This window comes from Leisingera sp. ABM4_060, assembly GCF_056158765.1.
Window position 1 is genome coordinate 3,899,496 of sequence record NZ_JBSWTX010000001.1, and the last position, 17,955, is coordinate 3,917,450.

Consider the following 17,955-nt stretch of genomic DNA (forward strand, 5'->3'; position numbering starts at 1 on the left):
GCCCGGGTCTGACCCGTCAGTCAAAAAGCGGCTGTCAAGGTCGCCGTGTCACTTCCGCCCCTTGGGAAAATGGAATTGCGGACGAACTCGGGAACTTCCGGGTGGCTGCTTTGGTAGGCACCGCAGCGCCGCAGCATGCTGCGCAGCTTCGGAGTCTTGCCCAGGTACTCCCAGACCACCCGGGTGCCATAAAGCATATGGCCGCCCTCGGGCTCGATCCCCTGCAGCAGCCCGGGCAGAAACGACGGTTCATCATAATCTGATGCAATCAGGGCGGTGGTCCACATGCCATTGCCCTGTCCCTGCTCGCGGCTGGTGATGAAGATCCTGTTGTGGGCCTCAAACACCAGGCCTGCGTGTTTCAGCGTCGAGGGCACGGCAAACTCGTCATCCTCATAGCGCTCAATTTCCTTGGAGAACCAATCCTGGCCGCTGCCAAAGATGTGCCCGACGCTTTTCAGCAGGTAGTTCTTGGCCGGATCGGGGCTCATATAGATGTGGTAGTAGCCCGCGTGGCGTTCCAGTAGGGCGGCATTACGGCGGCCGCGGCGGATGACTTTCTCCAGATGCGCCGACAGCGGATCTTCCGCGCGGTTCAGAACCGGCGGCCGCAGCCGCACCAGTTTGGCGAAGGCTGCATGGTCCTGCAGGATCTCGGCCTCATCCACTCCGAAGAAATCGCAGATCCGGCGCAGCGTCGCCAGCGAAGGAGCGGTATGGCCGGTGAGGTATTTGTTGAATTGCTGCCGGTTGATGCCAATTCGACGGCACACATCCGAAACGGAACGCCCATAGCTGCACAGCAGCCTGAGGTTGGCGGAGAGACGGGTTTCAGACATGAGTTTAAGCTAGTTTATGCTTTTTGGCTTCGTCCAGCTTAATCTTTGGGGCCTGACAGCGCGTGATTTGCAGCGCGGCGGCCCTCTAGACTGAAGGAAAAGATACCAACAGACGGAGAGGAAAATGACCCACACAGCCAAAGACAGGGCCAAGCGCGTATCCGCATATGCCAGCACAGCCGCGGTATTCTGGGCCGCTGCAACGGGTGCCGCCCAGGCTGAAACCCTCCGCATCGCGGTGGCTGCGGACCCGGGATACCTGGACCCGGCCTATTGGGGGTCCAGCTCCGAACAGCTGCTGATCGACAACCTCTATCCGCGGCTGGCCAAATATGCGGCGGGTGGCAGCTGGCAGGCCGAACTGGATGCCGCCAAGACGGTTGATCTCTCGGATCCGCAGCACATCGCGTTTGAACTGAAGCCCGGCATCATGTGGTCCGGCGGCTTTGGCGAGCTGACTGCGGAGGATGTGGAATTCTCCTTTGAACGCCATCTGGACCCGGATCTGGAGTCCGGCGTTTCCGCGGAGTTTTCCCTGCTGGAAGATGTTGAAGTCACGGGAAAATACACCGGCATCATCCATCTGAGCGCGCCGTCTCCGGCGTTCTGGAGCGCGACACTTTCCTACACGTCGGGTGCGATCATCTCCAAGGCGGCCGCCGAGGCTTCAGAGGGATATTTCGAGGCTACTCCGGTCGCAACTGCGGGTCCTTACAGGTTCAAGTCGCATGATCCGGGCCAGCCCTTCATACTGGAGAAGGACCCGGACTGGAACGGCACGGCGGCAGAGTTTGACGAGATCGCCATCATCGCCATTGCCGATGACAACGCCGCCCGGGTCGCCTTCGACGCGGGCGAGATCGACTACACCTATGCTGCCTCTGCGCTGGAATATGACACTTGGTCAAAGGGTTCTGGCAACGCCGAGCTGCGGTCCTCGCTGGACCCGCTGTGGATGGGCATTTCCGAGACGTACGACGGGCTGTCGGATATCCGCGTGCGCCAGGCCATTCAGAAGGCGGTGGATGTGCCCGCAATTCTGGCAGCGATCTCGAACGGGCGTGCGGATCATGCCACCGGTATCGTGGCGCCGGGGCTGCTGGGCTACCGTGATGCCGCGCCGATGCAGCGGGATGTCGAAGGCGCCCGCGCGCAGATAGCCGACGCCGGTGCCGAAGGGACCGTGCTGCGGCTGGACTTTGTCAACACTGCCAACCGCGCCACCATCGCGCAGATCGTTCAGGCCAACCTGGCCGAGATCGGGTTGATCGTTGAGCTGAACGGCCAGGACGAGGGCACGTTCTGGAGCGTCGATGAGACCCGCGCCGCGGATCTGCAGCTGCATATAAAATCCTGGACCGGCAACCCCGACGGTATCTACACCATGCAGTATTTCACCTCTGATCAAATTGGCGTCTGGAACTGGGAAGGCCTGAGCAGCCCGGAATACGACGCCCTGGTCGAGCAGGCGCGCCGCAGCACTGATGAGGAAGAACGTGGCCGGCTCTACGCCAAGATGCAGGAGCTGATGGTGGCCTCAGGCAACTTCCTGTTCCTGACCAATGAGCCGCTGACCATTTTGTGGAGCGACAGGATCGTGCCGGCCACGCTGCCGGACGGCCGCCCTGTTTTTGCCGGCTTCAAGAAAGCCGCTGACTGATCTCCCTCCTGCCGGGCGGCGGCCCCGTGCCCCGCCCGGATCTTTCTAAAGAGGAACCACCAGCATGCTTGGTTATATCTTCCGCCGCACCTGTCTTGGGGTGACCGTTCTGGTCCTTGCGGTCTCGACACTCTACGTCCTGGTGCAGTTGGCTCCCGGCGATCCCGCCAGCGCCATGCTGGGCCCGCGCGCAACCCCGGCGATCAAAGCCGAGTTCGCCGGGCGGCTGGGGCTGGACCGGCCGATGCCGGTGCAGATCGTCAGGTATCTGGGTGCGGTTGCCCACGGCGATCTGGGCACCGACCTGCGCAGCCGCCTGCCGGTCAGGGATGTTCTGCTGGCGCATTTGCCGCATACGGTGCAGCTGGTGGCGGCGGCGATGCTGCTGGCCGCAGGGCTTGGCATTCCGCTCGGCTGCTTGGCGGCAGTGCGCCGCAACAGTGTGTTTGACCGGCTGATCGGAGTGCTGTCGGTGAGCGTCATTGCGGTGCCCTCGGTGATCATTGCGATATACGGAATGCTGCTGTTCTCGGCGCGGTTGGGCTGGTTGCCCGCGATCGGCGCGGGCGAGGGCGGGTTCTGGTCGGCGTTGCACCACCTGATCATGCCCGCAGTTGCGGTTGGCATCGGCTGGGTCGGTTACCTCGCGCGGCTGGTGCGCGCCTCAATGATTGAGGTGCTGTCGGCGAATTACATCCGCAATGCGCGCTCCTTCGGGCTGACCGAGCCGCGCATCATCCGGGCTTATGCGCTGCGGGTGGCGGTGGCGCCGACCATCACCGTTTTGGGCGTCGGGGTCGGCTATATGCTGGGCAGCGCGGTCTTTGCCGAGATCGTCTTTGCCCGTCCCGGTATCGGCAAGCTGATGTATGACGCGGTGATCCTGCGCAACTACCCGGTGACGCTGGGCGCTGTGCTGGCCTCCAGTGCGCTGCTGATCGCAGCCACCACCGCGGCCGACATCCTCAACGCCATCATCGATCCCCGCTTCAAGGAGGGCCAGGAGCAATGACTGCGGCTGATACTCAACCTGTTGCCAGGCCGATGCGTTCCAGCGGCTTTGTCCGGCTGATGCAGGATCCGATGGGTATATTCGGGCTGACGCTGGCGGTGCTGCTGATCCTGTCGGCCGTGCTGGCGCCGTGGATCGCGCCCTATGGCCCCAATGCCATGGACATCCCGTCGAAACTGCAGGGGCCAAGTGCGGCCCATTGGCTGGGCACCGACCAGCTGGGCCGCGATGTGCTGTCGCGTGCGCTTTACGGCGGGCGGATTGCACTGACCGTGGCACTGGTCTCGACCGCACTGTCGGTGATCCTGGGCGGCATCCTGGGCATGGCGGCGGCCATGGGCCCGCGCTGGCTGGATTATGTGCTGACGCTGGGATTCGACACCGTGCGCGCCTATCCGGTGATTATTCTGGCGCTGGCCATCGGCCCGATCTTCGGCGGCGGCATGGTGGTTCTGGTCGGCCTGCTGGTGGCAACTTCGGTGCCCTACTACGGGCGGATCATGCGCGCCTCGGTGATGGCGCAGGCCAATGCCGAATATGTCGAGGCGCTGCGGGCAATGGGCGCCAGCCGGGTGCGCATCGTGGCGCGCCACATATTGCCCAATGTGATCGGCCCGGTGCTGATCGTCGCTTCAATGGACATTCCAACCTTCATCGCGGCTGAAGCGGGCCTCAGCTTCCTGGGCGTGGGGGTCAAGCCGCCTGCCTCCAGCTGGGGGCTGATGCTGCAGGACGGCTTCGACTTCGTTGGCCACACCCCGTGGCTGGTGGTGGCGGGGGGCATTCCGCTGGTGCTGGCAACGCTTGGCTTCACCTTCCTGGGCGAAGCGCTGCGCGATGCCTTTGACCCGAAACTTGGCGGAAAGGGCTGAGCCATGGCTGAGACACTTCTGGAAGTTTGCGAACTTGCGGTGCGCTTTGGTCCCGTTCAAGCAGTGAAATGGGCCTCTTTCTCGCTAGAGCGCGGCCGCACTCTGGGCATTGTCGGCGAGAGCGGCTCGGGCAAGTCCACGCTGCTTTGGGCGCTGACCCGGCTGCTGCCGGATGCGGCGACGCTGAATTCGGGCGAGGTCTGGTTTGACGGCGAGGATCTGCTGCGCTTGCAGCCCGCCCGGATGCGGGCGCTGCGGGGCAGCCGGATTTCCTATATCTCGCAGGACCCGATGACCTCATTGGCGCCGGGGCTGACTATCGGCCGGCAGATGACCGATCTTCTGTACCGCGAGCCCTGGTCCAAGCGCGAGAAATGGCAGCGCGCCATCGATGTGCTGGACTGGGTCAGCCTGCCGGATCCGGCGGCACGGATGAACATGTATCCGCATGAGCTGTCCGGCGGCCAGCGTCAGCGTGTCTCCATCGCCATGGCGCTGATGCTGGGGCCGGATCTGGTGCTGGCGGATGAACCCACCACTGCGCTGGACCCGACGCTGGAGGTGGAGATTCTGGAGCTGCTGAAGCGCCTGCAGCAGGAGACCGGCTGCGCCATCATCTTTGTGACTCATCATTTGGGGGTGGTTGCCTCGCTTTGCGACGAAGTGCTGGTGATGAGGTCCGGCAGGATCCGCGAGGCAGGGCCAGTGCAGGACGTCTTCACCGAGCCGCGGGATGATTACACCAAGGCGCTGCTGCGTTGCGACCCGGCCCAGATCGAAACACCGACCCGGCGGCTGCCCACGATGAGCGAGGCACTGTTGCGCCCGGTTCAAATCGTACAGGGGCCGGCGGGGCGGATCGGGCCAGAGGCCGCGCCGGTTCTGAGGGTCGAGGATCTGTCGGTTACTTTCACACGCTCCGGCCTGCTGCCGCCCGCCCTGGGCGGCTGGCGCGAGAAGATCCCGGCGGTCCGCAACGTGAGTTTTGACATCCGCAGCGGCGAGACCTTGGCGCTGATCGGCGAGAGCGGCTCGGGCAAGACCACGGTGGCGCGCTCCATCATGGGGCTGGTGCGCCCTGACAGCGGCATGATCTCCTTGAATGGCAGCGAGCTGACTGGAGCGGATGCCGCAGGCTGGAGCCGCGCGCGCGAGCAGGTTGCGATGATGTTCCAGGACCCGGCCGGATCGCTGTCGCCCCGGGTAACTATCGCTGAACAGGTGGTTGAGCCGCTGATCGTGCATGGCCGCCGTTCGGAAGCAACCCGTGCCCGCGCGATTGAGCTGCTGACCCAGGCCGGGCTTGGCGAAGCCTATGCCGACCGCTTCCCGCATGAGCTGTCGGGCGGCCAGGCGCGCCGTGCCGGCGTGGCCCGGGCGCTGGCGCTCTCGCCGTCGCTGGTCGTCGCGGATGAGCCCACCGCCGGGCTGGACGTTTCGGTCCAGGGCGAAGTGGTGAACCTGCTCAATGCACTGCAGGAGCAGATGGGTCTGTCGATCCTGCTGATCACCCACAACATGAGCGTCGTCCGCCATGCCGCCGACCGCATGATTGTCATGCTGAAAGGCGAACTTGTCGAGACCGGCCCCGCCGCCGGGCTCTTTGCCGGGGCCAGGCATGCATACACCCGGAAACTGATTGCGGCGTCCTGCCACGCCCTTCCGGACCAACAGACACCCAACCAAGAGAGAAAACTCCATGCCATTGAATGAGACCCTTGCCATGTCCGATCTCGACCTGTGCTACCTGCCCGCAACTGAGCAGATCGCGCTGTTCAAGTCCGGCGAGCTGTCGCCTGTCGAAATGGTGAAGGCGCAGTTTGCCCGCGCTGCGGCTGTCGAGCCGGTGGTCAACGCCTTTACCGATACCTATTACGAGCAGGCCATGGACGCCGCCCGCGCCGCCGAGGAGGTCTATGTGAACCGTCCCGGCGATGCCCGCCCGCTGGAAGGCGTCACGGTGGCCATCAAGGATGAGATGTCGGTTGAGGGGCAGCGCAATACCCAAGGCTCGCTGATTTACAAGGACTATGTCGCTAACGAAACCCACCCGGTGGCCCAGCGGCTGCGCGATGCAGGCGCGATTTTCCATGCGCGCTCGGCCACGCCGGAATTCTGCAGCGCCTGGACGACCGAGACCCGCCTGCACGGGGTGACCCGCAACCCTTGGAACCCGGACTATACCCCCTCGGGCTCCTCCGGTGGCGCCGGGGCTGCATTGGCGGCAGGCACAACAACACTGGCTACCGGCTCGGATATCGGCGGCTCGATCCGCGGCCCGGCGGCGATGTGCGGGGTTGTCGGCTTCAAGCCGCCCTATGGGAGAGTTCCGGATGCAGCACCCTTTAACCTGGACCCTTATTGCCACGTCGGCGCCATGGCCCGCACGGTGGCGGACTGCGCGCTGATGCAGAACGTGATCTCGGGCCACCACCCGCAGGACATTGCCACGGTCCGTCAGAAAATGACCATCCCGATGGAATACGGCAGCCTGCAGGGCAAACGCATTGGTTACAGCCTGGATATCAGCAACGAGGTCGTGACGCAGGACGTTGCCAACCAGACTTTCAAGGTGCTGGACACGCTGTCGGATGCCGGAGCCATCGTGGAAGAGGTCAAGCTCGGCTGGGGCCATGAGGTGCGGGAGGGGTGCAAGAACTACCTCAACCATCTGATGGGCGCCGCGCTGATGCGCGAGGTTGAGGCGCACCCGGATCAGGTCTGCGATTACACCAGGTACTTTGCCGACTGCGCCGCCAAGACCACGGCGGAGGAGTTCCTCGCTGCTTTTGACATCGCCGCAGACATCTACAGCCGGTTCGGGCCGATGATGGAGAATGACTGCTATGCCTTCATCTGCCCGGCCTTTGCCAGCTACGAGATGCTGGCTCAGCAAAAGCCCTGGGACCGCATCACCATCGGCGGCCGCGACTTCGACAGCGAATATGATCTGAACACGCTGGCGGTGTTCAACATGCTGTCGCGCCTGCCCGCCCTGGCAGTCCCTGCCGGGATCGGTGCCAACGGGCGGCCGGTCGGCGTGCAGATCGTGGCCCGCGCCTTTGACGACCCGCGGGCCTTCCATGTGGCCTCGGTGCTGCAGCAGAAGATGCCATGGCTGGACCAGGCAGCGCGGCGGCCAAACCTGTAACAGCCTGTCCGGACGGTGGACGTCTCAGCCGCTGCCGTCCGCAGCAAACTTCGGAGACCGCATCGGCGGCCGCAGGCAGGCCATCTGATGCTGCTGTAATACCTCACTGCGCAAGATCAGGCATAAACCTGCGCTTTCAGGGGCGGATCCAGTTTCAGCATGTGTTTGAGATTTGGTGGAGCCTAGGGGAGTCGAACCCCTGACCTCTTGCATGCCATGCAAGCGCTCTCCCAACTGAGCTAAGGCCCCAAACTTGTCCGCTGCGGTGTGTCCGTTCCGTCTCCGGTGCGGTCCGTCTTGCGGTGTGAGCGTCGTTTACGGGACGGCGGCGCAGGCTGCAAGCGGAAAATGCGCCGGGGTCCAAATTTTTTCCGGGTCAACCCGGAGGGCAGCCCTGGGGCGGCTGTTCGCCGCCCCGAACTGCTTGATCCGTCTCAGGAATCGTCTTCCGGCGACGACATGTCGGCGATGTCGTCCAGCGAGACGTTGTCGTCATCATCGTCATCATCCAGGACGTCATCGCCCAGATCCATGTCGACGTTGTCGTCATCCTCCAGGACCACGTCATCGCCGTCCATGTTCTCCTTGGCCTTCAGGGTGGCCGCATCTTCGGCATCGGCTTCGATCATCCGGGTCTTGCCGGTGTCCAGCTCGACCACTTCGCCGGTGTAGGGGCTGACGATCGGGTCCTTGTTCAGGTCATAAAAGCGCTTGCCTGTGGTGGGGCAGACGCGCTTTACACCCCATTCTTCCTTGGGCATGTGGATCCCCTTGATTTACTGGTGAGTCGTATCGACGATTCCGGTGCCTTGCCATATGAGGGGGGCACTGTCAAAGCCAAAGCCTGGAAAGGGGCGACAGCATGGCCGAACATCACCTGCCCGGGGAGCCGCCGGTGCCGCTGACCCTGCGCCGCTCTGCGCGGGCGCGGCGGATCAGCCTGCGCATCTCCTCGCTGGACGGGCGGGTGACGCTGACCCTGCCCAAAGGCCTGCCGGAGCGCACGGCGCTTGCCTTCGCCGAGGAGAAGGCGGACTGGATCCGCGCGCATCTGGAGAAGCACCCGGAGGCGGTGGAGGCCGCCTTTGGCGCAGTGCTGCCCGTCGACGGCCAGGACCGGGTGGTCGAACGCGCACCGGGCCGCCGCATCCAGCTGGATGCAGGCCGCATTGCCGTGCCGGGGGATATGCCGGGCCGCCCCTTGCAGCGCTACCTCAAGGAGCTGGCGCGCAACCGCCTGGCCGAGGCGTCGGATTTCTACGCCGCCCGGCTCGGCAAGGGCTACAGCCGCCTCACCCTGCGCGACACCCGCTCGCGCTGGGGCTCCTGCACCGCGGACGGCGGGCTGATGTATTCCTGGCGGCTGATCCTGGCGCCGCCCGCGGTGCTGCGCTATGTGGCCGCCCATGAGGTCGCGCACCTGCAGGAGATGAACCATTCCCAGGCCTTCTGGGACACGGTGGAGCGGATTCATGGCCGCTGTCAGACCCAGCGCGCCTGGCTGCGCGAAAACGGCGCCAGCCTGCACCGCTACCGCTTCGGCGATTGAAACCAATGCTTTGCGGAGCGGCCTGGGCGGGCTAAGCTTTTTGCAAGTTTCCGTTATCAGTTTCCCCGGTTGCCAGAGGCCCGCCCGTGCCAGACAAACCGCAACGCCGCCTTGCCGCCATCTTCGTGCTGGATGTCTCCGGTTTCAGCCGCATGATGGCCGAGGACGAAGCGGGCACGCTGAACCAGGTGCTGGCGCAGCAGCAAAGCCTGATCGCCCCGGCGATCCGCGCCCATCAGGGCCGCATCGTCAAGCTGATGGGCGACGGGGTGCTGGCAGTTTTTCCCAGTGTGATCTCCGCCGTGGAAGCGGCTGCCGAAATCCAGGCCGGCGCCACCCGCGGCCGCCATCTGAAACTCAGGATCGGCATCAACCTGGGCGAGGTGATCATCGCCCAGGGAGACGTCTTTGGCGACGAGGTGAATATCGCGGCCCGGCTGGAGGCGCTGGCGCCGGTGGGCGGGGTGGCGCTGTCGGCGGCGGCGCACAGCCAGCTGCAGGGCCGCATTCCCTACAAGTTCGAAGACCTGGGCCTGCATGAGGTCCGCAATATTCCCCAGCCGGTGCAGGTCTATGCGCTGGGCGAGGAATTGACCTCTCTGCCCAGCCTGAGCCGGGGCGCAGCGCCGGCGCAGGCCGCCGCACCCGCGCCCCTGCGCAGCCGGGCAGGGCGTCCGGCGGTGCTGGCAGCCGCCGCCTGCGCTGCGCTGGCGGCGGTTGCGGGCGGCTGGTGGGGCGCGGGCCTGCCCGGCTTGCCGCAGGAGCAGCCCGCGGTCCAGGAACCCGCGCAGCTGCGGCCGCTGATTGCGGTGCTGCCCTTCACCGCGGCGTCCGGGCCGCCGGAACTGGCGCAGGCGCTCTCCGGCGAGGTGATCCGTGCCCTGGCTGCGGCGCCGGGGCTGGCGGTGGTAGCAGCGGACAGCAGCCGGGCGGCAGCAGGCCTGCCGCCGGAGCGGGCGGCAGAGCTTTTGGGTGCCCAGTACCTGGTCAGCGGCCATTTGCCGGGCCCGCCGCTGCAGGGCATCCGGCTGCGCATCCATGGCGCCTCAGGCCAGGCCGGGCTGCCCGCGCGGCAGCAGCCGAATCTGCCTGCCCTGACCGCTTCGGCAGCGGCGGATATCCTGACCTATTTCAACCAGCCGCCGGCAGCGGCCAAAGCGGGGCTGGCTCCGGACCGGGCGCTGCTGCAATTGCTGGTGGCGCGCAGCAAGCTGGCGGACGGCCGCCCGGAAGAAGCCGGGCTGGCCTTGCAGCAAACCCTGCTGCTGGCGCCGGACCTGCCCGAGGCCAGAGCATTGCAGGCCGAACTGGAACTGGATTTTCTGACCGGCCCGCTGGCCGGCCTGCCGCAGCGTGCCGCCCGGGCGGCGGCGCAGCTGGAGGGCCTGCCGGAAACGCCTGGCAGCTTACGCCTGCGCGCCCTCGCAGCCCAGTTCGGCGGCAGGCCGGAAGCGGCGCTGGATCAGGCCCGCCTGCTGCAGGCGAGATACCCCAATGACGCCGACGGCCACCTGCTGCGTGCCTGGCTGCTGCATCTGGCCGGGCAGCAGCAGGCGGGCGAGGCGGCCTATGCCACCGCTCTGCGGCTCAACCCGGTGCCGCCTGCACGCTACCTCAGCCTGCGGGCGGCGATGCTGTTTGCCTCCGGCGACGATGAAGCGGCTGCCGGGGCCGCGGCGCTGGCACTGGAGGCCGAGCCGCAAGCGCAGCTCGCCTTGGCGGTGCGCTGCGCGGGGCTTGCAGGCCTTGGCCGCTTTGATGAGGCCGGCAGCACCTGCACGCAGCTTGCAGCCGCAGGGCTGACGCTGGAGCAGGCGGCGGGAGCGTTCCCGCATGGGGCCGCAGCGGCGCAGCAGCGCTTGCGCACCGGGCTCAGCCTCGCCGGGCTGCCGGGACGGCCCTAGGGTCCTTGCCCCGGGCCTGACCCAGACCTGACCCAAGCAACCGCCGCGCGCCTTCCGCCTGTGATCACACGCGCGGATCTGTCCGCTTGACCTCCCGCGCCTTTGTGATCACATGAGGGGATGAATTTGACTGCCCGCTCTTCCCAGGATGCTGCCGCCCCGGCCCACGACCGCGTCTACCGCGCCTTGCGCACCCGCATCATGCATGGCGAGGTCACCCCCGGCGCCGCGCTCACCCTGCGCGGCATCGGCCGCGAATTCGAGGTCTCGATGACCCCCGCCCGCGAGGCGGTGCGGCGGCTGGCGGCGGAGGGCGCGCTGTTCCTGTCCTCCTCGGGCCGGGTGTCGACGCCGGAACTGACCAACGAGCGGATCGAGGAACTGGCGGCGCTGCGCGCGCTTTTGGAGGTGGAGCTGGCCAGCCGCGCCCTGCCGCGGGCCCATATGGCGCTGATCGACCGGCTGCAGATGATCAACGCCACCGTGGCAGAGATGGTCTCCAAACGCGATGCGGTGGGCTATATCCGCACCAACCTGGAGTTCCACCGCACCCTCTACCTGCGCGCCCAGGCCCCGGCCATGCTGGCGATGGCAGAGACGGTCTGGCTGCAGCTCGGCCCCACCATGCGCGCGCTCTATGGCCGGCTGCGCCGCACCGATCCGCCGCAGAACCACCGCCTGATCATCGCGGCGCTGAAAGCGGGCGATGAGCCCGGCCTGCGGCTGGCGGTGCGCTCGGATGTGACACAGGGGCTGCGGCTGCTGGCAGGGTAACTCCGGGTTTCCGGCAGAAGTTCCCGCGGGCAGCCTCCGCCCCCCCCCTTTCATCCTGCCTACGGGCAGGGCTCTCCCGCCTGCTCCGGCCAATTTGAAAAATTGCCCGCGCAGTTGGGCCAGGCTCGGCGCAGGCGCCGAGCCTGGCCCAAGGCCGCCAGCGGCACCGGCCTCAGCCGGTGCTGCGCGGGCGCGGGAGCACCTCCTTGCTGCTGCGCGTCCCGGACGGGGCGCGGCGGCGGGCTCAAAACCGGGTGATGACGGTTGCGCCGATGGATTGAAAGCGGTCCATTTCCATCAGCGCCGCAACAGAATCCTCCAGGCTGATCTTCCGGCCCACCAGCCGCTCCGGCGCCAGCTTGCCAGATTGCACCATGTCCAGCATCGCCCCGTAACGGTGCGCCTGCATGCCGTGGCTGCCGAGGATTTCCAGCTCATCCGCGATCACCCGCGCCATCGGCACCTGCGGCGTGCTGTGGTCCGCCAGCATCAGCCCCACCTGCACATGCTTGCCCCGCTTGCGCAGGGAGCTGACCGAATTGAAGCAGGTCACCGGATGCCCCAGCGCATCCAGCGACACATGCGCACCGCCGCGGGAGATCTCCTGCACCGCCTCCGCCACATCCGCAACCGCGCTTGCATTGACCGCTGCCGCCGCGCCCAGTTCGCGGGCCAGCGCCAGCTTGTCCTCCGCAATGTCGATGGCGATCACATTGGCCCCCAGGGCATTGGCGATCATCACCGCCGACAGCCCGACGCCGCCGCAGCCGTGCACCGCCACCCATTGGCCGCCGGAAACCCTGCCTTGATCCGCCACCGCCCGGAAGGACGTGGCAAAGCGGCAGCCAAGACTGGCAGCGGTGGCAAAACCCATGTCTTCGGGCAGCGCCACCAGGTTCAGATCCGCCTGATGGATCGAAACATATTCGGCAAACGACCCCCAATGGGTGAAGCCGGGCTGGAACTGGCTGCGGCAGACCTGCTGATGGCCTGCATGGCACTCGGGGCAGGCGCCGCAGCCGCCCACGAAAGGCACCGTCACCCGGTCGCCGGCTTTCCATTTCGTGACATCCTTGCCCGCGGCTGCCACCGTTCCGGCCAGCTCATGCCCCGGCACATGCGGCAGGGTGATGTCCGGGTCGTGCCCCATCCAGCCATGCCAGTCGCTGCGGCAGACGCCGGTGGCTTCCACCTTGATCACCACGCCATGGGCCTCGGGCGCGGGGTCCTCCACGGTCTTCACCTGCGGCGCCTGGCCAAAGCTCTCGTATAAGACGGCTTTCATCGGGTTGTTTTCCTCTGCGGGTTTCGGGGCCCGGCCTTTCTAGCAGGGCCAGGCGGAAGAGAGCATTTCTTTTCCTGCTTCGGTTCGGCGGGTTTGGGGTGTAATCTTTCTCATAACCTCAGAATCAAGCAGGTATCTTTCTAAGTGGCGCATATCGACAAAGTAGATGCCTTGATTCTGGATCATCTCCAGAAGAACGGCCGCCTCTCCAACGCCAAGCTGGCAGAGCAGCTGTCGCTCAGCGAGACTCCCTGCTGGCGGCGGCTGAAGCGGTTGAATGAGGAGGGGATCATCGAGGGCTACCAGGCGGTTCTGAACCGCCGTGCGCTGGGGTTTGGAGTTATGGCCTTTGTCCAGCTCAGCTGCACCGAGCATGACGCCGCCACCACCGCCGGGTTCCAGCGCGCGATCGAGGCCAGCCCCAATGTGCTGGCCTGCCACAACACTACGGGTGATGCGGATTTCCTGCTGCAAGTGGTGGCGCGCGACCTGGACGATTACAGCCGCTTTGTCGAAACCGTGCTGCGCCGTCTGCCGGGAGTGTCCGGCATCAAGTCCAGCCTGTCCTTGCGGGAGCTGAAGTCCTCCAGCTATCTGCCCGTCAGCGACCTTCGGGTCTGAACCGCCAGCCAGGCACTCCCGCCTGCGCAGGCCTGCCTGTCAGGCAGACCTTTGCAGTTGGGCCAGGCTCAGCGCAGGCGCTGAGCCTGGCCCAAGGCCGCCAGCGGCACCGGCGCCAGCCGGTGTTGCGCGGGCGCGGGAGGGTATCCGCCGCCGCCCGCTCCGCTCCCATGACGGGCGGCGGGCCTGATCAGGCGCCGCTGCCGGTATAATAAGGCGCGTTCATTGCCCGGCTGGCCGCTTCGGTGAGCGACGCATCAAACACCCTTGTGTAAAAGGCGCAACCAAGCCCGGCTGCGGTTTCCGGGAACAGGTTCACGGCAAAATCCAGCGCATTGTCCAGCGTGTCAAAAGCGTCGAACCCGCCCAGCGTCCGGGTCTGCAGCCCGCTCAGCCAGACCTTGTTCTGCAGTCCCGGCAGCATCTTCAGCGCCCTGTTGCGCGCCTGCCAGGGCGCCTCGTCAAAGGGCACGGAGAGTTGCAGCTCGGTATAGACAAAGGCGCCCGGCGCCGTTGCCCTGCCGCCGTAATGCACCGCCCCCATATCGCGGCTGGCCGCGGCGGTGGCTTCGGCATCAAACACCCGCGTGGTATGGGCCACGCCGAAGCTGCGCGCTTCGCCCGGGAAATAGCCGGTCACGAATTTGCGGGCATTCCCGATGCTGTCAAAGGCATAGAAACCGCCTAGCGAGCCGCTGCCATGGCCTGACAGCCAGGTCTTGTTCAGAAAGCCGGGCTGCTGCCGGATGCTCTCATTGATCTCCTGCCAGGGCACCTGGTCAAACGGCACCGAGATGGCAACTTCGGTATAGACAAAGGCTTTCGGTGTCATGGCAGTTTCCTTGGCTTGCGGGAGGGAAGGCAGCAGCAGCGCTCCGGCCGAGGCCGCCAGCAACTGGCGGCGGGACAGCCGGGATCGGCCGCGGAACTCCGCGTTGGTTCGGTTATTGGTCATGGTCGCTCCAGTCTGAAAGCTTGCGTTTTGCAAGTAGTTAAGGGCTTGCATGAACACTTGCGTTTTGCAAGTAAAAATCTTACGAAAGCGCATGACTGACAAAAACGGCAAATACGAATCCGGCTGCCCGGTGGCCTATGCGCTTGAAATCTTCGGCGACCGCTGGAGCCTTCTGGTGATCCGCGACATGGCGGTAAAGGGCGCGCGCACCTATGGCGAGCTTCTGAACGGCTGGGAGGGGATCTCGACCAACATCCTGGCGCAGCGGCTGAAACAACTGGAGGAGGCCGGGATCCTGAGCAAAAGCAAGGACCCGGAGAACGGCCGCAGCTATCTCTACACGCTCACGCAAAAGGGCCGGGACCTGGCGCCGGTGCTGGCCGATATCGCCCTGTGGAGCTCCAAATACAACAAAGCCGGCCATGCGATGACCGGCTTCAGTGACAAAGTGCAGGCAGACCGGGAGGGAGTCATCTCCCGGATCCGCGCGGGCGGGCTGCCTTAGGCCGCCAGCCCCTTGGAGCCGATGGCGAGGAACTTCTGGCGCCGGTCCTTGACCAGCTCGGCGGCATCCTTGCCCGCCAGCTCGTCCAGCATCTCCTGGATTGCGCCGCCAACAGCCGCCATCGCCGCCTTGGCGTCGCGGTGGGCGCCGCCCATCGGCTCCGGGATCACCCGGTCGTTCACGCCCAGCTTCTGCAGGTCCTGCGCAGTGAGGCGCAGCGCTTCCGCCGCTTCGCGCATCTTCTCGGCATCCTTCCACAGGATCGAGGCGCAGCCTTCAGGGGAAATCACCGAATAGATCGAATGCTCCAGCATCGCCACCCGGTTGGCCGAGGCAAAGGCCACCGCACCGCCCGAACCGCCTTCGCCGATGATCACCGAGATCAGCGGCACGCCGATCTGCAGGCACATCTCGGTCGAACGGGCAATCGCCTCCGACTGGCCGCGTTCCTCGGCGCCTTTGCCGGGGTAGGCGCCGGCGGTGTCCACCAGGGTGATCACCGGCAGCTTGAAGCGGCTGGCCATCTCCATCAGGCGGATTGCCTTGCGGTAGCCCTCGGGCCGCGCCATGCCAAAGTTGCGCTCGATCCGCGATTTGGTGTCCGAGCCCTTCTCATGGCCGATCACCACCACCGGCTGGTCGTTGAAACGGGCAAGCCCGCCCATCACCGCCAGGTCATCGGCAAAGTTCCGGTCGCCGGCCAGCGGCGTGTATTCGGTGAACAGCGCCTCAATATAGTCCTTGCAGTGCGGCCGGTCGGGATGGCGCGCCACCTGGCATTTGCGCCAGGGGGTCAGATCCTTATAGAGATCCTGCAGCAGCTGCGCCGCCTTGGCGTCCAGCGCCGCGGCCTCGTCTGCCACATCCATTTCCTCGTTCGCGCGCGCCAGCGCCCGCAGCTCCTCCGCCTTGCCTTCGATTTCGGCCAGCGGTTTTTCGAATTCCAGATACTGGGTCATATCGCCTCTGCTCTGCAGGTTTGCAGCTATATGGCCTCAGGAGACGCCGGATGCAACTGCGTGCATGACAGCTTGGCCGTTTCCCGTGCACAGGCTAAAGCTGAACACATGCTTTTCGCTGAGTTCTTCAAGCAAATTCTTTTCAAGGTTGTTCTCGCAGCATTGGCCTTTTGCGTGGCCGTCTTTGTTGCCTATTGCAGCTTCCTGCCGGGGGAGGTTGCAAAACGGGCAAAGGAGCGGGAGGCAGCCTGCCGTTATGTTGATCATCTGCCTGTGTCGCTTGCAGGCAAGGCCTTTACCTTGCCGGTATCCCAGTGGCTGTCCGTTCGAACCGTTGATGGTCCGGAGTACAATGCAGAGAGACTGCAGCTGGCGGAAGGCAAGCGGCAGCCCATTGCGGAAAGTCCGGTCAGGGTTTGTCTGGACGAAAGCGATCCGGTCCCGCTTGTTCTGAGAAGCATCAGATGGACGTTCGGGGGTGCCGCGGCGCAGGCACGTTCTTCGGGTTTGCCATCTGAGAAAACAAACTGGCTGGAAGTCAGCACCTATTCTCAGCCGGCTGCATGGCCCGCCCCGGAGCCTGTTGCGGCGGAGCCGTCCGAGATATTCTTTTATAAGGAGAATGCAAAGAATGCCTGGACTCATCTGGTTACTCGCGGCCTGACAGCGGACGGGTTCCGTATCCACGCCTGGTGCAAGCTCAGGGGGCAGCCTGACCTGTGGCAATGCGATCTGCGGATTTGGGACAGCGTCCGGAAGCTGAGCTACAGGTTCAGCAGCAGCCAAGTCTCCTTCTCCAGTTTTACGCCTCAACCCTTGCCGGCAGAGTTTCACGAGATAGCCCGCAAACTGAGGGCAATGGCGGATGGGCTGATGGCCGGGGAAGTTGATGTTCCAGCAACTCAGCAAGATTTGTGATCTGCACCCATGCCATCACCTGAGAGCAGAGACAGCAGAGACAAAGGAGACGCCGCCGATGGCCGCCAGCTACGAAGACCGGATCCTGCGCGTTCTGGCCTATATCCACGACCATCTGGACGGCGACCTGTCGCTGGACACGCTGGCGGATGTGGCGGCGATGTCGCGGTTCCACTGGCACCGGGTGTTCCGGGCGCTGACCGGCGAGACCTGCGCCCAGGCTGTGCGCCGCATCCGGCTGCACCGGGCCGCGGTCTGGCTGGTGCAGGACGGGCTGACGATTGCACAGATCGCGTCCCAGGCGGGCTATCCCAGCCAGGGCAGCTTCTCCCGCGCTTTTTCTGACGCCTACGGCAGCAGCCCGGCGGCCTTCCGCCGCGCCGGGCAATTGCGGCTGCCCAACCCCGATCTGAAAACAGGAACCTACCCCATGCATGATGTGATTACCCGCTCTGAACCCGCCCGCCGCCTGGCCGGCCTGCCGCACCAGGGTGCTTACCATGAAATCGGCAAAAGCTTCGAGGCTTTCGGCGCCATCTGCGAAAGCCGCGGGCTGTGGCCGCGGGTGGGCGTTGTGGCCGGGGTCTATTTCGACAACCCGGAAACCGTGACCGAGGCGGACCTGCGCAGCTTTGCCGGTGCCGAGTTCTCGGACGGGCCGCTGCCAGAGGACATGGAAGAGGTGAAGCTGGCCGGCGGCCGGACCGCGGTGCTGACCTACAAGGGGCCGTACTCCGGCATCCACGCCGCCTATCACAGCCTGTTCGGCAACTGGCTGCCGCAGTCGGGCGAAGAGCCTGCTGACCAGCCCTGTTTCGAGATCTATCTCAACAACCCGCGCGACACCGCGCCCGAAGACCTGCTGACCGAGATCTGCCTGCCTCTGAAGTAGGCGCCAAGCAAGGACCGCCGCCCGGCCCGAAGGGGCGGAGCGCCCGCCCCGCAGCGGTG

Annotated in this window: 17 protein-coding genes and 1 tRNA gene; 12 read left to right on the plus strand and 6 right to left on the minus strand. The window is 65.4% G+C overall.

Annotated features, from left to right (window positions below):
- Positions 1-20: 20 nt before the first annotated feature.
- Positions 21-839: a helix-turn-helix domain-containing protein gene (locus ACXAEH_RS18820; RefSeq protein ID WP_475034929.1), complete on the minus strand. Its 819-nt coding sequence runs from the start codon at positions 837-839 to the stop codon at positions 21-23.
- Positions 840-963: 124 nt separating this feature from the next.
- Between ACXAEH_RS18820 and ACXAEH_RS18825 the strand changes: the two genes are divergently transcribed.
- The 5 genes from ACXAEH_RS18825 to ACXAEH_RS18845 all read left to right on the plus strand — a co-directional run bounded on the left by ACXAEH_RS18825 (position 964) and on the right by ACXAEH_RS18845 (position 7,534).
- Positions 964-2,499 carry an ABC transporter substrate-binding protein gene (locus ACXAEH_RS18825; RefSeq protein ID WP_475034930.1) on the plus strand — a complete coding sequence of 512 codons (1,536 nt, stop codon included), beginning with the start codon at positions 964-966 and terminating at the stop codon, positions 2,497-2,499.
- Between the two features lie 64 nt (positions 2,500-2,563).
- Positions 2,564-3,511 (plus strand): ABC transporter permease, encoded by a 948-nt coding sequence (locus tag ACXAEH_RS18830; protein WP_475034931.1) that lies wholly within the window; start codon positions 2,564-2,566, stop codon positions 3,509-3,511.
- On the plus strand, positions 3,508-4,383 hold the full coding sequence (locus ACXAEH_RS18835; protein WP_475034934.1) for an ABC transporter permease: 876 nt from the start codon (positions 3,508-3,510) through the stop codon (positions 4,381-4,383). Before ACXAEH_RS18830 ends, ACXAEH_RS18835 begins: the two co-directional genes overlap by 4 nt.
- A gap of 3 nt (positions 4,384-4,386) precedes the next feature.
- The gene (locus ACXAEH_RS18840) at positions 4,387-6,096 is read left to right on the plus strand and encodes a dipeptide ABC transporter ATP-binding protein (RefSeq protein WP_475034936.1); all 1,710 of its coding nucleotides are present in this window, start codon (positions 4,387-4,389) and stop codon (positions 6,094-6,096) included.
- A 10-nt stretch (positions 6,097-6,106) separates the two neighbouring features.
- Positions 6,107-7,534, plus strand: a complete 1,428-nt coding sequence (locus ACXAEH_RS18845; RefSeq protein ID WP_475034938.1) for an amidase — start codon at positions 6,107-6,109, stop codon at positions 7,532-7,534.
- 173 nt (positions 7,535-7,707) lie between these two features.
- On the opposite strand, the gene ACXAEH_RS18850 is transcribed toward ACXAEH_RS18845, so the two are convergent.
- Together ACXAEH_RS18850 and ACXAEH_RS18855 are read right to left on the minus strand one after the other, a co-directional pair.
- Positions 7,708-7,783: transfer RNA gene (locus ACXAEH_RS18850), tRNA-Ala, on the minus strand.
- A gap of 185 nt (positions 7,784-7,968) precedes the next feature.
- Positions 7,969-8,295, minus strand: a complete 327-nt coding sequence (locus tag ACXAEH_RS18855; protein WP_475034941.1) for a TIGR02300 family protein — start codon at positions 8,293-8,295, stop codon at positions 7,969-7,971.
- A gap of 101 nt (positions 8,296-8,396) precedes the next feature.
- Here ACXAEH_RS18855 and ACXAEH_RS18860 point away from each other — a divergent pair, with 101 nt between their 5' ends.
- The 3 genes from ACXAEH_RS18860 (at position 8,397) to ACXAEH_RS18870 (ending at position 11,761) form a co-directional block, all read left to right on the plus strand.
- Entirely contained in the window at positions 8,397-9,083 is a 687-nt protein-coding gene (locus tag ACXAEH_RS18860) for a M48 family metallopeptidase (protein WP_475034943.1), read from the plus strand.
- Between the two features lie 86 nt (positions 9,084-9,169).
- Entirely contained in the window at positions 9,170-10,987 is a 1,818-nt protein-coding gene (locus tag ACXAEH_RS18865) for an adenylate/guanylate cyclase domain-containing protein (RefSeq protein WP_475034945.1), read from the plus strand.
- 120 nt (positions 10,988-11,107) lie between these two features.
- Positions 11,108-11,761, plus strand: a complete 654-nt coding sequence (locus ACXAEH_RS18870; RefSeq protein WP_039160193.1) for a GntR family transcriptional regulator — start codon at positions 11,108-11,110, stop codon at positions 11,759-11,761.
- 244 nt (positions 11,762-12,005) lie between these two features.
- Here ACXAEH_RS18870 and ACXAEH_RS18875 read toward each other — a convergent pair whose 3' ends face one another.
- Positions 12,006-13,046, minus strand: coding sequence for a zinc-dependent alcohol dehydrogenase family protein (locus ACXAEH_RS18875; RefSeq protein WP_475034946.1), 1,041 nt, complete (start codon positions 13,044-13,046; stop codon positions 12,006-12,008).
- Between the two features lie 144 nt (positions 13,047-13,190).
- On the opposite strand from ACXAEH_RS18875, the gene ACXAEH_RS18880 reads away from it, so the two are divergent.
- Positions 13,191-13,667 carry an Lrp/AsnC family transcriptional regulator gene (locus tag ACXAEH_RS18880; RefSeq protein ID WP_475034948.1) on the plus strand — a complete coding sequence of 159 codons (477 nt, stop codon included), beginning with the start codon at positions 13,191-13,193 and terminating at the stop codon, positions 13,665-13,667.
- A 190-nt stretch (positions 13,668-13,857) separates the two neighbouring features.
- On the opposite strand, the gene ACXAEH_RS18885 is transcribed toward ACXAEH_RS18880, so the two are convergent.
- The gene (locus ACXAEH_RS18885) at positions 13,858-14,622 is read right to left on the minus strand and encodes a YdhR family protein (protein ID WP_475034949.1); all 765 of its coding nucleotides are present in this window, start codon (positions 14,620-14,622) and stop codon (positions 13,858-13,860) included.
- A 91-nt stretch (positions 14,623-14,713) separates the two neighbouring features.
- On the opposite strand from ACXAEH_RS18885, the gene ACXAEH_RS18890 reads away from it, so the two are divergent.
- Entirely contained in the window at positions 14,714-15,127 is a 414-nt protein-coding gene (locus tag ACXAEH_RS18890; protein WP_475034951.1) for a winged helix-turn-helix transcriptional regulator, read from the plus strand.
- On the opposite strand, the gene ACXAEH_RS18895 is transcribed toward ACXAEH_RS18890, so the two are convergent.
- Positions 15,124-16,086, minus strand: a complete 963-nt coding sequence (locus tag ACXAEH_RS18895; RefSeq protein ID WP_475034954.1) for an acetyl-CoA carboxylase carboxyltransferase subunit alpha — start codon at positions 16,084-16,086, stop codon at positions 15,124-15,126. The genes ACXAEH_RS18890 and ACXAEH_RS18895 overlap by 4 nt on opposite strands.
- Before the next feature lie 60 nt (positions 16,087-16,146).
- On the opposite strand from ACXAEH_RS18895, the gene ACXAEH_RS18900 reads away from it, so the two are divergent.
- Both ACXAEH_RS18900 and ACXAEH_RS18905 read left to right on the plus strand, forming a co-directional pair.
- Entirely contained in the window at positions 16,147-17,004 is an 858-nt protein-coding gene (locus ACXAEH_RS18900) for a hypothetical protein (RefSeq protein WP_475034956.1), read from the plus strand.
- Between the two features lie 58 nt (positions 17,005-17,062).
- Positions 17,063-17,896 (plus strand): AraC family transcriptional regulator, encoded by an 834-nt coding sequence (locus ACXAEH_RS18905; protein ID WP_475034958.1) that lies wholly within the window; start codon positions 17,063-17,065, stop codon positions 17,894-17,896.
- Positions 17,897-17,955 lie beyond the last annotated feature (59 nt).

What these genes read in the sequence shown, in the direction of transcription:
- ACXAEH_RS18890 (WP_475034951.1), top strand. Translation starts at nt 14,714, where the DNA reads ATGACTGACAAAAACGGCAAATACGAATCCGGCTGCCCGGTGGCCTAT.
- ACXAEH_RS18845 (WP_475034938.1), top strand. Translation starts at nt 6,107, where the DNA reads ATGTCCGATCTCGACCTGTGCTACCTGCCCGCAACTGAGCAGATCGCG.
- ACXAEH_RS18830 (WP_475034931.1), top strand. Translation starts at nt 2,564, where the DNA reads ATGCTTGGTTATATCTTCCGCCGCACCTGTCTTGGGGTGACCGTTCTG.
- ACXAEH_RS18840 (WP_475034936.1), top strand. Translation starts at nt 4,387, where the DNA reads ATGGCTGAGACACTTCTGGAAGTTTGCGAACTTGCGGTGCGCTTTGGT.
- ACXAEH_RS18895 (WP_475034954.1), bottom strand. Translation starts at nt 16,086, where the DNA reads ATGACCCAGTATCTGGAATTCGAAAAACCGCTGGCCGAAATCGAAGGC.
- ACXAEH_RS18855 (WP_475034941.1), bottom strand. Translation starts at nt 8,295, where the DNA reads ATGCCCAAGGAAGAATGGGGTGTAAAGCGCGTCTGCCCCACCACAGGC.
- ACXAEH_RS18905 (WP_475034958.1), top strand. Translation starts at nt 17,063, where the DNA reads ATGGCCGCCAGCTACGAAGACCGGATCCTGCGCGTTCTGGCCTATATC.
- ACXAEH_RS18825 (WP_475034930.1), top strand. Translation starts at nt 964, where the DNA reads ATGACCCACACAGCCAAAGACAGGGCCAAGCGCGTATCCGCATATGCC.
- ACXAEH_RS18885 (WP_475034949.1), bottom strand. Translation starts at nt 14,622, where the DNA reads ATGACCAATAACCGAACCAACGCGGAGTTCCGCGGCCGATCCCGGCTG.
- ACXAEH_RS18875 (WP_475034946.1), bottom strand. Translation starts at nt 13,046, where the DNA reads ATGAAAGCCGTCTTATACGAGAGCTTTGGCCAGGCGCCGCAGGTGAAG.
- ACXAEH_RS18835 (WP_475034934.1), top strand. Translation starts at nt 3,508, where the DNA reads ATGACTGCGGCTGATACTCAACCTGTTGCCAGGCCGATGCGTTCCAGC.
- ACXAEH_RS18870 (WP_039160193.1), top strand. Translation starts at nt 11,108, where the DNA reads ATGAATTTGACTGCCCGCTCTTCCCAGGATGCTGCCGCCCCGGCCCAC.
- ACXAEH_RS18820 (WP_475034929.1), bottom strand. Translation starts at nt 839, where the DNA reads ATGTCTGAAACCCGTCTCTCCGCCAACCTCAGGCTGCTGTGCAGCTAT.
- ACXAEH_RS18860 (WP_475034943.1), top strand. Translation starts at nt 8,397, where the DNA reads ATGGCCGAACATCACCTGCCCGGGGAGCCGCCGGTGCCGCTGACCCTG.